Annotated in this window: 7 protein-coding genes and 2 pseudogenes; 1 reads left to right on the top strand and 8 read right to left on the bottom strand. The window is 50.2% G+C overall.

All coding sequences use genetic code 11. The annotated features are described in order from the left end of the window. Positions 1-320: 320 nt before the first annotated feature. From AC5PZ0_RS26005 to AC5PZ0_RS25985, 5 genes are all read right to left on the bottom strand, one after another. Positions 321-2,189, bottom strand: coding sequence for a DNA/RNA helicase domain-containing protein (locus AC5PZ0_RS26005; protein WP_493856025.1), 1,869 nt, complete (start codon positions 2,187-2,189; stop codon positions 321-323). A gap of 24 nt (positions 2,190-2,213) precedes the next feature. Next, positions 2,214-2,597 (bottom strand): nucleotide pyrophosphohydrolase, encoded by a 384-nt coding sequence (locus AC5PZ0_RS26000; protein WP_493856024.1) that lies wholly within the window; start codon positions 2,595-2,597, stop codon positions 2,214-2,216. Positions 2,598-3,310: 713 nt separating this feature from the next. Beyond that, positions 3,311-4,381: a hypothetical protein gene (locus AC5PZ0_RS25995; protein ID WP_493856026.1), complete on the bottom strand. Its 1,071-nt coding sequence runs from the start codon at positions 4,379-4,381 to the stop codon at positions 3,311-3,313. Between the two features lie 762 nt (positions 4,382-5,143). Beyond that, positions 5,144-7,657 carry a sigma factor-like helix-turn-helix DNA-binding protein gene (locus AC5PZ0_RS25990; protein WP_493856023.1) on the bottom strand — a complete coding sequence of 838 codons (2,514 nt, stop codon included), beginning with the start codon at positions 7,655-7,657 and terminating at the stop codon, positions 5,144-5,146. Between the two features lie 5 nt (positions 7,658-7,662). Then, positions 7,663-9,912, bottom strand: a complete 2,250-nt coding sequence (locus tag AC5PZ0_RS25985) for a DEAD/DEAH box helicase family protein (RefSeq protein ID WP_493856022.1) — start codon at positions 9,910-9,912, stop codon at positions 7,663-7,665. An 856-nt stretch (positions 9,913-10,768) separates the two neighbouring features. Between AC5PZ0_RS25985 and AC5PZ0_RS25980 the strand changes: the two genes are divergently transcribed. Then, positions 10,769-11,473, top strand: a complete 705-nt coding sequence (locus AC5PZ0_RS25980) for an HNH endonuclease (protein ID WP_493856021.1) — start codon at positions 10,769-10,771, stop codon at positions 11,471-11,473. 158 nt (positions 11,474-11,631) lie between these two features. Here AC5PZ0_RS25980 and AC5PZ0_RS25975 read toward each other — a convergent pair. The 3 genes and pseudogenes from AC5PZ0_RS25975 to AC5PZ0_RS25965 form a co-directional block, all read right to left on the bottom strand. Then, positions 11,632-11,903 (bottom strand): annotated as a pseudogene (locus AC5PZ0_RS25975) (hypothetical protein). Then, positions 11,900-12,874, bottom strand: a pseudogene (locus AC5PZ0_RS25970) (site-specific integrase). The pseudogenes AC5PZ0_RS25975 and AC5PZ0_RS25970 overlap by 4 nt, the downstream one beginning before the upstream one ends. Positions 12,875-13,872: 998 nt before the next feature. Continuing rightward, positions 13,873-14,304: a hypothetical protein gene (locus AC5PZ0_RS25965; protein ID WP_493856020.1), complete on the bottom strand. Its 432-nt coding sequence runs from the start codon at positions 14,302-14,304 to the stop codon at positions 13,873-13,875. Positions 14,305-14,334 lie beyond the last annotated feature (30 nt).

Raw genomic sequence — 14,334 nt, 5'->3', positions numbered from 1 at the left:
GCTTGCCTGCGATGGGCCGCGCAGCGGCCCCATTGGGCCTAACTGACTGACATTAGCGAGGGCTTTTTCTTCTTAGGGTTTGGTGGGCCGGGGTAATCTGAAACGAGTCGGTATCTAACTGTTTTGTCTGATTAATAATTTATTGGTCAACTTACTTGGAATACCAGTTGGAACGCTGCGTGGTCTGGATTCCGATGGACGGTGCGTTTGGAGAACCGCCCCCAAAAACGAATCGGGTCGAATTTATCAAGCAAATGGTCGCACTGTTGATCGTTACCCCTGCGCTCGCCGGTACAGGGGCTTTCTAGCAAACGATATCTTCAATGATTGCCGTGTTGGCTAAGCCGACTCTCGAAGTATTGCGCCGTCTCTTTGTCGGTGCAGTACAGGTAGCAACCCTTCATCCCGCGTGTCATCAGGGTTCGGTACGTATTTTTGATGATCAGGTCTGTTTCACTTTTCGCGAGGGTAGGTTGCTCTTTCATCATTTTTTTCCAGCCGCGAATCGATTTATCGTGCTTGTCGCGCTCATCCGGGGATGTCACTACCTGACCGTCACGTACGACTAGATCTGGCCCGATAATCACGCCGATGTAGTCGACTTCCAAACCTTGGCAGGTATGAATGCAGCCAACCTGCTCGATGGAGTTCTCAGCGATGATCCATAGGCTGCCATCTTGATCCAGGTTCCATTGGCGTTTGTAGTCACCAATGACGATATCAGCAGCGGTGGGGTCTTTCTTGCTCAACCAAGGCCAGCAATAGCCCGCGACCACACGAGCTTTGTTTCCGTGGTTTTTCTCGTTGATTGCGTCATGCATCGCCTGAGGTGAGTCGAACACCTTAAACTCGTACTCTTGGGTCTCAAGCGTCGGATTTGCCGTCGAGCGAATGCCTAGCGTGTCATCCAGCCATGCCAGGTAACCGTCAGAACCACTGCAGCGAAACTGCGAAGACAGCACGTGTTCTTCAACCGCAGCACCCTTGGCTTTTGCAAAGGCGCGTATCGCCTGCTTGCTGCCGATATCGCTCAAGGTTACACGCTGGTCCTCATCAATAAAGAAAATGGAGCATTTCGCTGAGTCAATCAGCTCCTTGATCTGGTTTTCCCCAAGGTTTCCATAAAGCCCGCTTTTCTCATTCAGCCGGTGAGCTTCGTCCACGATAAGCGCATCGAATGTGTTGGGCTCAATATCGATGAATGCCCCAGAGCCTGAGAAGAAATTCGAGAAATGGCTGCGCTTGATGGTGCCAACCAGTTTGCTTTCGTAGACCTTGCGAGGGGCAGCATTCTTGGATACGTATTTACTCATCAGCTTCAGTTCGGTGAGCTTCACCAGCAGATTGATAGCCAGGACAGTCTTCCCGGTGCCCGGCCCACCTTCGATGATCATCACCTTTGGTGCTTGGTCCGAGGCCTCGCTTGCCGCCGCCAGCGCCGACTCAAAAATTGCTTTCTGATCGTCAATCAATACGAACTCGGGTTTGCCTTTCATCAACCCCCCGAGGGCTTCGGCTAGCGCCTTGGATGGGCGAATTTTCCCTTCGGACAGCTCGTAAAGAACCTCTTTGTTGTCGCCATGACTTATATGCTTCTTCAGAAAGGTTCTGAGTTTACTGAGCTCTTCCGGGCCTTTTAGAAACAGCGGAGCCTTGCTGATGTGGGGCTCATAGTGGGCTGAATCTATGACCCCGTCGCTGACGTAGTTATGGAGGTAGGCGCACGGACGGATTTCGATGCTTTTGTCATACACCGCCTCGTTGAAGCCTTCCAACAGCGCTGCATATGACCACACCTGATAGGACGGGTGAATGGTCTCAATGAGGCCGCCACCCAATGCCGTTTTGACGATGGCATCCTTGGTAGTGGCGTTGGCCTTACTCCATTGCTTCAGCTCGATCAGTACGGCCTTTTTTGCCTGGTTTTCGTCGCGACCGGTGAGTAGAAAGTCGATTCGCTTCGACGACTGGGGGATGTGCAATTCGATGGCCAGGCCTGCATCGCTCGGCAGGCCTTCATCTCTAAGGACCTTGGCCATGTACGTCAGGGATCCTTGCCACGACCTGATTTCCGAGGAGCCTACGTTCTTGCCGGTAGCGTCCTTGTAATGCCTGAGGATCACCTCCTCAATGTCATCGTTATCGTTGTCTTTAAGAAATTGCTGTTTGGTCGCAGCGTAAACGATCACGGGTTGTCCTTAGGTGCGTGTTGGTCAGAGTCGGTCGTACATTTTGCTGTTGCTTCTGGCTTTATCCACGGGGTACTTCTGGCCATTCGAGGCGAGCTTCTGTGTCACGGCCTCGTTGAGGTCAATGCCGAGTACATTGCTCAGGCGAACCAGGTACATCAGTACATCCGCCAATTCGTCCTTAACGGCTTGGCCGATTTCGGGATTTTTTGCGGCTGAGATCGAATCGGCATCGCTCATCCATTGGAAAATCTCGCACAGCTCGCCTACCTCGCCAGTGAGAGCCAGGATGAGATTTTTGGGGGAGTGGAACTGCTGCCGGTCGCGATCATCAGCGAAACGCTGAAGGGATGCGACGAGTTTCACGACGTCAACGAGTGGCGTGGATGAGTTCTCTGAGTCACTCACGGGATTATCTCTTGGGCATCGGTGGCGAAATGTGTAGGAAATCCGGTCTAGGATTGTAAGAGTTTTTGCTGCTTTAGCAGATTTTTTCTCAGCTGTTGGCTGCCGGCCGGACTGCTAGACATTGATTGCTATCTGTAGTGAGCGTGACAGCAATTTCATGCTTGCAACATAGGTGGGGCGTCCACTTATCGTGATCGAGAGTAAACGGCCCAAAACGATGGTTGATAGAGGGCAGCTTTCGATCCAGGCTATGTGTAAACACAAATGGTTCTTCGAGAAGCGCGAGCGTACGTGAAATCTGTAGATGCTCGGCTAATCAGCTAACCCAGAATTGGCGTAGAAACGCTAAATTCTGGTTGTTTTTTATCCACAGAGACCACGCCGAAGGTTTTCAGACCGCTTGGACCTATTGCTGCCTTCTCAAATGGGTAGCTAGAGGCTTAGGTACTGTATGAAAACTTTTGGTGGGCCTTTGCTTGAGCGCGGCTTGGCGGGGCATAGCCGAGTTATTCGGCTCTAGGTCAACGGTCTACCAGCGATTTAGGGGCCCACGCCGCTCCGTCCGCTGGAGCTGTTGCAGCGCCAGCGCTGGAGAATGAGCGCGACAGCCGATGACTGCTTGTATTTCGCACTCCGCTGTAACGCAAGATTAGAATTTAATGCGTCGTCCAGCTAGAATCATCTGGAATGAAATGCAACGACCCAACGGGTCATCATTCCAGAATCAACTCAGAACGGAAAATTTTTCCGATTTGCAACGTCGCGTTTTTCTCGTCATCGTGAATAACGTTTGTCCCCATTAAATTGATCCAGTGGTTACGGGATGGGTCGACCAGCGTCGCGATGGTTGGTTGCTCTCGGAGCAGATCGAGTGCATCTGTATTGATACCTTGTCTTACGGTAACTTTTGAAATCGCGGCGCCATGAATATAGATTGGCCTCGGCAATTGGAAAGTAACCTCTCGACCACGATAGGGACCACCGAAAAGGGGAACTCTTGAGATGTTTTCCAGCAGTTCTTCTCGCGCGCGACGGTCTCTATCCACCAGGAATTCGACGCGTTTCTTATCCCCTTTTTTTGTAGAGGGAGGCATGGCTTGCGGCTTGCCGAACGGTGCGGCTAACGCCTCTGCCGCAGTTTCAAAGCCTGTAGACCGAAGCAGTTTGGCCATTACGCCTCGGGTTGCGGCGTCGTTGGCAAACTCCAGTTCACTTTCGGTGATTGTTACGGGATCTTCAGGTTCGGGATCAATGATCTTCAAGTGACTTGGATTTCCATCTTCAATCCCAATGCTGAGACCTGAGACTAGCCGTTGGCCTGTGTGCCTGGGCGGGAACATGATCGAAAGTTTCTGGGGTATACCCGAATCGATTTGGCGATCTCTGAAAATCTCGCCCGATTGAGTTCCCTTACATTCTATAATGTGCCACTTACCATCGTGGCCTCGTACCACGAAATCAGGTGTCTTATTCGGCCCCCGCTTTGCGGTCCGATATTGGTGTGCACCGTGACTAGCGCCGTAGCGCTGCAAAAAATAGCGGCCATCGACAATCTCAACCAATGGTAAATTCCTCATGAGCCAGACCATGGGCACTCCCATTCCGAAATCATCACTAAGAATTGTTTTCTGATGTGCATCGAGATCTGCATAGCTTCTTGTTAAGCGCAGGTCCGCGTCATGAGAGGTGATCGCTGCTAAATACCTCACCCATGCCCAGAATTCTGCAAGCGAAACGCCAGTGACAGACGTCGGTGTTGTCAGATAGCCGATCATCAATAACATCGAGTTGATATTTAGATCGAAACTGCTGGTGCCTGCGATGAAGGCTGACGGAAAATTTGGAACCTTGCCGACTCCAGGCCAGCTTGACTTATCGACATGAACGGTGATCGTACGGTACATCTCAGGTGATCGTCCTTGAAAAGTTTGGCGCTGATTTTAGCCGTTGTCGGCGAGAACTGTCGATCGATACACACATTGCACCCATGGAAAAGCACAAGGCGATCGTGCGTCGAGTTAGAGATCATGTCTCCACGACTTCAGCGGGAGGTCACATATACGTTCGGACTGCGCTGTCATTGGGGCCTGGTATGACTCGTGCCCTAAATAGTGTCAGATTTTGGCCGGTAGGCAACCCGAGTTGGCCGGGAGTTACCAAGCCTAAGTAAAAAAACCTCTCGGTAATTATCAGTTATTCAACGTGTATCAAAGCACAACGCGGTCCGGTGTCCCCATCTCTGTCGCACCCTGTTTGCCTCTATTACCGAAATTGTAACGACTGATGCAGCGATCCGCAGTTTTGACATAATGGCGGGTATCGCTTTTGGTCCCTATTGCAACTGGTAGCTACCAATAACAACGCCTTGGGCACTAGACTCGTTGTTTGTCTCAAATTGGATGCCAAGATATCGGATCGAAGCCGTCGATTAAGACAAGCCGCAATCGGTCGATAGCGGCTTGTTATCAATATTTGCTATAAAGTAGATAAAAAATTTAACGATTTCGGCGAGACTGGACGCATTTAGAGAGGAACGAATTGCTTGTTCAGTCGACTTCCAACTCGTCTTCTATTTGAGTTTCCAATTCAGGTGCGGGCACACCGGAGGCGGATCTTGCCTTTGCTGCTTTCCAGTTATAAATGGATGCCCTGGCGGCCTCCTCAATGATCGCGATGTGCTGACTTAGGGACGCGAAATTTTTTTCAACGCTTTCTTCTATCTTGCACAGCGTATCAATTGCATCAGTCAAGCTATCAAAGGAAATTGGCCGCAGAGCGAATAGACTATGGCGGCGCTGCCAATGCCCGAGTTGGGAGAAATAGCGCGCCAGCGAACTGTAGAAATATTTTGAGTAGGACTCGCCCTGTTTTGCATTCAACTCAAGTTGAATGACTGAAGGATCGACAGGCTTATCGTAGCGTCGTAATATTAACTCTATCGCACTTTGCATTGCTTCCAGATCAATATTTTTGTAAGCATTCTCCGAAGTAGTATAAAGCATGCGGTCCACCTGAACGACTTGGTTTGTATCCATTAGCTGTTTGAGATAAAACATCGCATGTCTCAGACTTCGACTTTTCAGTAGTTGCGCCACCTCGCTGGTGGTCAAAGGCGCTTGCCTCTGTTGCAGGGACTGAAGTATCACGCTTTTCTGAGAGAATAAGTCGAATTCAGAATTCAGACTGATAGAGTCAGCTTGTGATTTTCCGTTAAAGTAAATTCCGTGGCCTTTCCCATGCATTTTCACTACGTAGCGAAGAATGTAGTAGTCATGTTTTTGTAGCTCCGAAAGTCCCGCTTGGGCTTCACTTAAGTGCGCCACCTCTCGTTCAGCAGTAGCAAAGTAGGAATGCAGGGAGTGGAAAATGGCGGGTTTGTCTAACGTGGAAAAATCAACGAAGCGGGTATGCCGGTACACACCTTTGCCCGCAACATACATCAGGTCGGAGTCCTGCAGTGCGCGGCCTCCGGCCTGCTCCGAGAATGGGCTGGAGGAGATACCTAGCCTGTTTGCGTGTCGCACAATATCCAGCCACGGTAAACCATTCGGATGCTCGGCAAGGACCGCTGCCGCAGCCTCGTGCTTTCCCAGTTTCAACGGATGTACTAGCCCGCCTTCAAGTACTACGTGGCTTTGTGAATGGAGGAAGTGTAGTGCATTGAATGCATCCTTTTGATCGCCGCCCAGTTCCTGTTGCAGATGTTGAAGAACAATCGACTGTTCAATAGCTGTGCCATGCAGGGCAAAATACTTATCAAGTACTGTCGGTGACGGATGCGCCGAAGAACCCGCAAAGGCGATGCGGTCATGACTAATGAATGCCAAGAATTCATGGAAGTGGGCCGATTCCCTAAAACATTCGGAAAGATCTGCCATGTCCAGGCGCAGCGCTTCATAAGACATACTTGTGGCAGTGTGCCAGGTCTCGGCAGAATTTAGGGAAAGATAGTTATTGAGCCGCTCATTAATCTTGCTTTCCAGTTGGCGGATACGCTCTCGTGAGACGTCATATTTTGTGCCAATTTCTGAAAGCGTCAGGCGCTCATCCACAAAACCCCATCGATGCTGAAAAATTTGTTGGCTTTTCTCATCTAGGGTCGCCAGAAAAAAATCTACGCGCTCGATTATAAAATTGCCTAATGCAGACGTCGATGCGAACGTTTGAGCCGTGGCGGTAATCAAAGAGGATTGTGTTACATGATAATCCAGAGAACCCGATGCAATGAGTCGGAGTTCGGCAGCCAAGCGTTCCTTCATCTTCATTACTGCCGTTTTTGTGTTGCGGCTCAGCCTAATTATTGAAGGCTGATCAAAAGAATTAAAGCTCAAAATCGCCCTAATATCAGCGCGCCCAGTTATACGTTCAAGTTTAGCGATAGCTTTTAGATCTACAGCATCCAATTGCGTTAAATTGAGCCGCATGTCATCTCGAATAAGCTTGATTGGCTCGGCTACATCTGAGAGATCTAAAGGTGCAGACAGGAATTCGGTTGTCTGCAAGTACAGGGATTTAAGATCTTGCCAGTCTGCCCTGTAGGACTTACCGACACCTTCTAGATTAGACAAGATGTCAATGGGCAGGTTCAAGATGTCCTCAAGCCGCTCGAAATTTACCGTAACTCCAGTGCTACTATCTGCACTTCGGCATAGTCGGGTAATTAATTTATCGAATCGGCCACCGAGTTGGAGATCATCTATCAGCGTCTTAGGGTGTGGGAGAAAATTAGGTGCTTCATTAGCCGAAGGCGCCGCCTTCACGCTAGCGTCAGAGGCAAGAGGGGGCATAGCGGATGAAATGTCACTATTTTTATGTGAGTGTAAGCCATCCTGTTCCTTCGACGACATACTCGTCACCTGAATATCAGTCGGCATCTGCCAAAATGCAACCAGCTCCCAGAAAGCTGGAAGAGCGCGCAGACTAAGGAAATCCTCAACATCCAGCTTGGCGATCAGGATGTCCAGGCGCCCTGATGTCTCGCTGTCTGAAAGTAGGCCTGCTGCAATCATCTGCGCCTTAAGAGAGCAGACAGCAGTTCTAATTTCGGTTTCATTGTACATTTGTATCAGCCTCTCAATCGCACCAAAAACACTGATGTAGAACGGAACACGCTGACTATAAGATCGAGTTGCTCTTTTGGCAGCGTCAACAAATCTGCACGACTGCTAACTACACCACGATATTTGGCGAGCAGCTCGAGCTTGGCTTGGTCTTCAGGTAGTACAGGTGATTGGGTATGTTGGACTACCGGCTTGGCGTGCGCTGTATCTACCTCTGGTTCAGCAACCGCTAGCCGGTCTTGAGCGATAGTGTCCACCAACTTTGTCGGTATTAATCCGGAAATTAAGCGCGCTACTTCCGCTGTAGTTAACCACGGCAGAGTTTTGTGCTGGAACTCCAGCGACAACGCCTTGGCGCTAGGGGCGACCCCGTGCTTGTACTTATAGGTACTATAGGCGCGAGAGATTTCGCTACTGATGACTGCAGTATTAATGTCCCAGCCGAACGCGGCCTGAAGATATCCTTGATAGGAGTCGAAGTGCGTGGCTACCTGATCCACTGAGACGTCTTCTAAACTAAATTCCAGTTTTTCAATCGACGGTATGGTGCCAGTGGCGTTTTGATAGCGCCTAAGTTTATCGATCATTTCCTCACGACTATTAAGCCGATATCTCAGGCTCTCGATAAGTTCCAGTACGCGAGCAGCCGACTGGCTATAAGTCACTTCGATAGTGTCATCGTGTAGGTCGTGATGATCATCGAAAGCCTCATCCAGATCGCCCTCAATCAGTTTTTTATTTGGTTTTTTTCGCGCGACAGCCTTAACCAAATGTTGAACATCCTTGATGCGATCCAGAGAGCCGACAAAGTCGAGCACATGAACACAATCTTTATTTTTCGTTTTTCGTAAGCCGCGGCCCAGCTGTTGCAACCACACAGTTTTCGAGCCCGTGTAGCGCATGAAAACGAGCAAATTGGCCTCAGGGATATCGATTCCCTCATTAAACAAGTCGCACACCAAGATGTAGTTAAGATCGCCCTCCCGGAACTGCCGGATGTTTTCCCGCCGCTCACTATCCTGCATCCTTGAATGCACACTAGTAGCGGTACCAGGGTGGAAAAAACCGAGCAGGTGTCGTAGATGTCGAATGTTTCGACAGAAGACGATCCCCTTTACGTTACTCAACTGTTTCTGCTCGACCGTAGCTTCGATTAGCCGAACGACTTCCTGATCCTTTTTATGCAGGAACAAACGTTTATCCAAATCAGAAATAGACAGGCCACTTTCCAGCTGATCAATACGATCCTGATCAATGTCGTCGAGTAGAACCAGATACTTGGGGAACGCTAGTTTCTTGTGCTGCAATCCCCAAATCAGGTCATAGCGGCCAATATGGCTGTCCGCGCCACCGAAGAAGTCGCTAACACTCTTGTTGTCGGCGCGCCAAGGTGTTGCGGTGAGGCCAATAAGCAAACGAGGCTGGAAATGTTCCACAACGCTCGCATATGTTCTTGCAGGGGTATGATGAGCTTCGTCAACAATTACATAATCGAAGCTGCCAGATGCCAGTTCGGCCAGTTGGCTATACAGTGTGTCAAAGCTGGCAAATACCAGGTCGGTATTTTCAGGTCGAGAACCATCAAAGCAGGCAGAAAAGCTGTAGTTTCCCAAACCCAACACGTTCTTGAATGCTGTTACTGACTGTAGCAATATTTCAATCTGGTGAGCGATAAATAAAACACGCTGTCTAACTCCAACACGCTCGAGTAGCTGCTTTATCAACAACGCAACGGTATAAGTTTTACCCAGGCCGGTTGCCATCTCTATCAGCAGTTTTCGCTTGCCTGCATCGAACTGCTCCACGGCCTGTTGAATGACCTCAACCTGATATTCACGTGGTTTGATCCGTCGGCCGATCTCCGAGCCGCGAAGCACAAACAAGTTCTTCAAGGCGTCTCGGTCAATCAGCTCAACGCCTAAGCGCAAGGCGCGTATTTTAACTTCAGAGGTGAAGTACGAGTTGGTGATCAAGATCATCTGCTTGACGTCTGCTAGCCGAGCCCCGGTGACCAATTGGTTTAGGGCGCTAACGTCAACTGTAGTGTCTCGCTTACGTTGTTTTACTTCTACAGCAAACTTACGTCCTTCGCGGTAGGCAAAGATGTCCACCCCACCATCACCATGCCGAAATTCGCTACCAGTCTCTGTAACCACCGCGTCCTGCCAGCCCGACGCAAGCAGTAGGTCCTTCACAAAGTGTTCGAAATCTTTATGGGGCAGGTCATCCACCAACCTAAAATCTACAATCTGCATCGCTTCCCCTAGCTATCCATATCAGTACGTCAGGTGTGCATTGCTCGAGGCGTGTCGGATCTGACTATTAGGCCTCTCGGACAAAGTGGACAGATTTATGTCCTCACACTATAAACTTTTTTTTCGGACAATAAGCAACATCTTCTGGGCTATCCCCGTCCCAGAGGTCATCTACGACCCACGCTGTGTATGTCTTGCTTTGCGGCATTGGGCGCTCTCTGCCGTATGCAGGCTCTGGTTAGGCTCTGCAATGTGTCGCAAGCTACCGGTCGCGGTACCCCTAGCGGACCACCATCATCGGCTACCTGAAGTCAAAAGCAGGAATTTTACACAGTGATGGAAATTGACGGCTTCGGCGATGCTGTTTTCAAAAAAGTAGGCAACAGGATTGAGCCTCCTTCTAGATTTTTGCCTGGCGATGTCGATCTGCCGTTAGCACACCAATGCTTGGTCAGGTTTGGAAGTACTTAATTCAATGGGGTTAAAATCGGTCGGGCTATAAGTTGGAGGTCAGTCGTAGTCCATTATTTCATAAAGATGGCGTAATCAGAAGCGATATAGGCTGGATAGTCTGTGGCTTAAGTTGGAGTATGGACGGTACGTTAAGTAAGGGGCAGGTTTATAGAGAGGCTAGCACCATTAGACGGCTATGCAGTATTTTACACTTTCTTGCGTGAAGACCTCCGATGCGTCGAGGTCAGTGTTTGACTGTTGGTGTTGGAGGATCCATTTGCACGGGATAGGAGAATGCGACACAATCTTTAGTCACAGGCTATTCAGTCACTAGTTTTCTCTCGAGATGATTTCTGTAATCTGTTAACCTATTTGTAATATGTACCTGTAGAGAGCTCTTACTATGACCTTTGAAGATTGGATGCGCCATAAAGGACTATCGTTGTCGTCGGTGAAGAAATACGCCGGAGCGGTGCGTGGAGTGATGTCCGAATGGGCTATGGATAACGGCCTCATTCAGGGTCCGCTTATCTCTTTGAATAGCTGGTCTGAGTTTGAAAGAACAGCATCAAGAATCCGTGCACTACCAATCTACAAAGATCGAAATGAGCGCGGGCATCACATGTATAGCAGTGCTCTTATAAAGTTTTCTGAATATCTTTCGGAAGGGTATTGCAGTGACATTGAATCTGATATTGACGAAATTTTGTGTGCTGCTGATATTTGCGAGACAGAGAAAATAAACTTGGTTAAATCAAGGATCGGTCAAGGTGTGTTTAGGCAGAAACTTGTCGGTTACTGGGCTTGTTGCGCCGTTACCGGGTTTAAGGATGTGGGGTTACTTGTCGCTTCACATATAAAGCCCTGGAGTGCTTCAACTAATTCTGAGCGCTTAGATCCATTTAATGGTCTATTGCTTACTCCTAATTTAGATAAGGCTTTTGATAAAGGTTATATAACTTTGTCGCCGGCTGGAGATTTAGAGATATCCCGTCACCTAACAACACCAGAATTACTAGGAATCTCTCCAAATGTGCGCATCTCCCTTGCTCCGGAGCATGAGCCCTTTCTAGAGTTTCACCGCTCCCGAGTTTTTCGTGCCACATGATAATTTACTTGTCTCTATCTAATCACCGGCTTCGAGAACGGTTGGCCCGAGGCTTGAGATGTCGAACATGATAAGATTTGCCCAGGTGCTCTTTCACTCAGCCTGGGTGGATCGAGATCCTTCCGAGGACAGTTAGGGGTGATAGCAGCCGCTCTCACTCAGAGATTGAAAAGCCATAGCTTTTCTAAGCGTCGTGCGAGCAGCCTGGCCGTTAGCAGATAGTAGTACCGCGTCGCCTCACTGTGCTGGCGCATGCGATGTTCGAGAAACCAGGCCACATGCTTTCTCTGCCAGTTCCAAGGCGTTTTTCGCTGCCAGCGCTCTGCAATTTCAGCCTGGATTTTTTTGGCCTGTCGCACATGGCGTTGTCGGGTTGCGTGCGAGTCAGCACTCCAGCCAAGAACAGCTCCATGTCGAATTGCTTACTCAAGTCCGCCCACCAATGTAGGCAGCGCCTACGTCGATCCGCCCGTGCCCAAGCTCGTAACTGATTTGCCTACGGGCCTCATGATCAAGGTGCTGATCTAACCGGTAGCATTGACCGCCCTTGATGGGTGCGCGGTGTTGGGTGATTTGCTCATAGCGCTCACATGCGTACGCCGCTCGCAGTTCATGGAAGCCTTTGAGGTTGTGCGCATGTAGGATGCACCGCGCAGGACGAATGATTTTTTGCCGGAAATCCAGGTAGCTTTCGTGTGGCGCAATCAGGTTGCGACTACCCGCAGGAGAAATCTGCCGCGCAAACTTAAGTGCATCTCGGACGTGGGCGTCCACCGCACTCCAATGTGGCGCCGAGGCACCAGCGCGGCCGCCTTTGGTGCCATCCTGAATGTTAATCCTGCCTAGGTCGTTAGCCTCACGGCTTAGCCGTGGTAGATCCGCCAATATGGCCTCACGCAAGCGCATGCGAGTGGCTCGCGCCAACAGATCGATCGCGGCGGCCCGCAGTTGATGATGGCGGCAAAGCACATCGACGATCTGTTTAACCTGTTCGCGGTCTTGGCCCTGCGGCACTGAGTGTCAAACTCCGGTGCGCTGCATTCTCAGCGCCTCGCTCGGACTGGGCAATTTCACGTACTGATCACCGCGAAGCGCCGCGCTGTTAACGCTGGAGAGCCGATTTTGTGCGGTGCTGACAGCAAGGTCACCGCGTCTAACCACGTCGCGCAGATACGCCGCATAGTCGGCCAATACCTTCAGATCAATCTGTCGAGCGTCGTTGATGCCGGGCCCCTGTTCGGAGCGGCACCACTTCACGAATGCCAGCCATCGATCACTGTGTGCCTTCACGGTGCCGTAGTGACCGCCTCGGAACATATCTTTCAGCGTCTGCGGACCTGCATAGCTCAATTGCCTGCCGTAGCCGAAATTACGGCCATCGCGTCTACCCACTAATGTCATGTCGGTCACCTCATTTTCGATTATCCAGTCCTCGCCCCACGTCATCCCGCCAAGAATGTTGAGTGTTATCAGGGATCAAGGCCCCTGCGACCTGTGGGGAATGTTCACTACGTGGGACTGCGGCTCCTTACGTCCGGGAGCAAGGGCATCTCATGATCTGGCCCCCTGAACACCGTTACCGGTGGGCGGATGGAGGCAGCACTGGCTGACGAGACGAGCGCCTGAAGATCCTGAGTCATGTGCAAGCAGCAATGCGATGACCGGGGCATGCTTGACTGTCAGTCAGGTGCAGTCCATTCCCTGGTCTGCGGTACCATCATCTACAGCGCTGTTGCTGGTGACATCGGCGTTTGTCACGCCGATTGTCACAAGGGGGATTGCCGCAAAGCCATGTGCGATCAGGGCTGCAGCAGTGGTAGAAGTGCCCGTCTCTTTCCAGAAGAAAGAGACGGGCACAGGTTGGCGCGAGATTCGGCCAAGCGGATAGGTTGCTGCAGGGCAGCGAGGTACGGTGTATCTGGCGCACGAGCGCAATACGTGTAAGAGCATCCATCACATGGGTAGTGACCGGGCGAGCTGCCGAATGCTAATCGCCCTTGGGGAGAACCACCGCGGGAACGGCGTGACCTTTAAGGTTTGGGTCACCTGGGGTGCTGCCATCGACAGCCTTTGCACTGTCTTTTCTACGCTCGCAATCCGAGAGGGTCAAGCGACTCGTCCGCAGGATTTTGTGGTTGAAAATGGCATTGGGTGTGTACGGAATCCCGTGGTTTCCAGTGGCCAATGTGGTGCTTTTGATTTTTCAGGTGAGGTCCATCCAAACAGGGCGGCTTTGCAGCCCTGTTTGGATGGACCCGCGGGTAAACATGAGGCTACGAAGATTAAAATTAGGCCATGCTTAGGGTTTGTGATGCTCTGATTCAATAAAAAATATTGAAGCCGAAATACCTTGCAGGATCTCGTTGTGGGCCACTGCTTCGAAGTTAAAGTTGATTGCGCTATACATCCCAGTCTTTTGCTCTTTTGCTCCGTTGATTTTCCAGAGCGTCCATAAATGAAAGATTGATACGTATTGTGCTTATCAATGCGCAGATTTGTAGTCCGGAAATAAATACAAGCCCAAACTGGCAGGTCTTTAGTATTGCTAATTGGGTTGTAAGGCCAAACTTTTGATGTATTGATATTGCTGCCATAATGATAATCGATAATATCATCGTGGTTGCTGATTGCACGATAACACTTATTATTTCCTTAAGCCGCAACGTCTCCTCCCCGCCAGCAGAGAAGTCTACATTGACTAAGTTTTCACCTTTAAGAGTTTTCAAGACGTTGGGGTATAAAAAAGCCACCCAGATACTCATGATTGTGAAAATTGCGCCTGCAATTCCTACAAGTAGGCCGAGTATGGTTGGGCTAAGTTCTTTGTCCATATCAATTCCGAAGATAAGCAAGATTGACGG

Source organism: Pseudomonas sp. 5.2, assembly GCF_059025405.1.
Note: the sequence above shows the minus strand (reverse complement) of the source record. Positions and strands in the feature narration are given on the sequence as shown.

Coding starts and splice junctions, on each gene's coding strand:
- AC5PZ0_RS25995 (WP_493856026.1), bottom strand. CDS start 4,381: ATGTTATTGATGATCGGCTATCTGACAACACCGACGTCTGTCACTGGC.
- AC5PZ0_RS25990 (WP_493856023.1), bottom strand. CDS start 7,657: ATGTACAATGAAACCGAAATTAGAACTGCTGTCTGCTCTCTTAAGGCG.
- AC5PZ0_RS25985 (WP_493856022.1), bottom strand. CDS start 9,912: ATGCAGATTGTAGATTTTAGGTTGGTGGATGACCTGCCCCATAAAGAT.
- AC5PZ0_RS25980 (WP_493856021.1), top strand. CDS start 10,769: ATGACCTTTGAAGATTGGATGCGCCATAAAGGACTATCGTTGTCGTCG.
- AC5PZ0_RS25965 (WP_493856020.1), bottom strand. CDS start 14,304: ATGGACAAAGAACTTAGCCCAACCATACTCGGCCTACTTGTAGGAATT.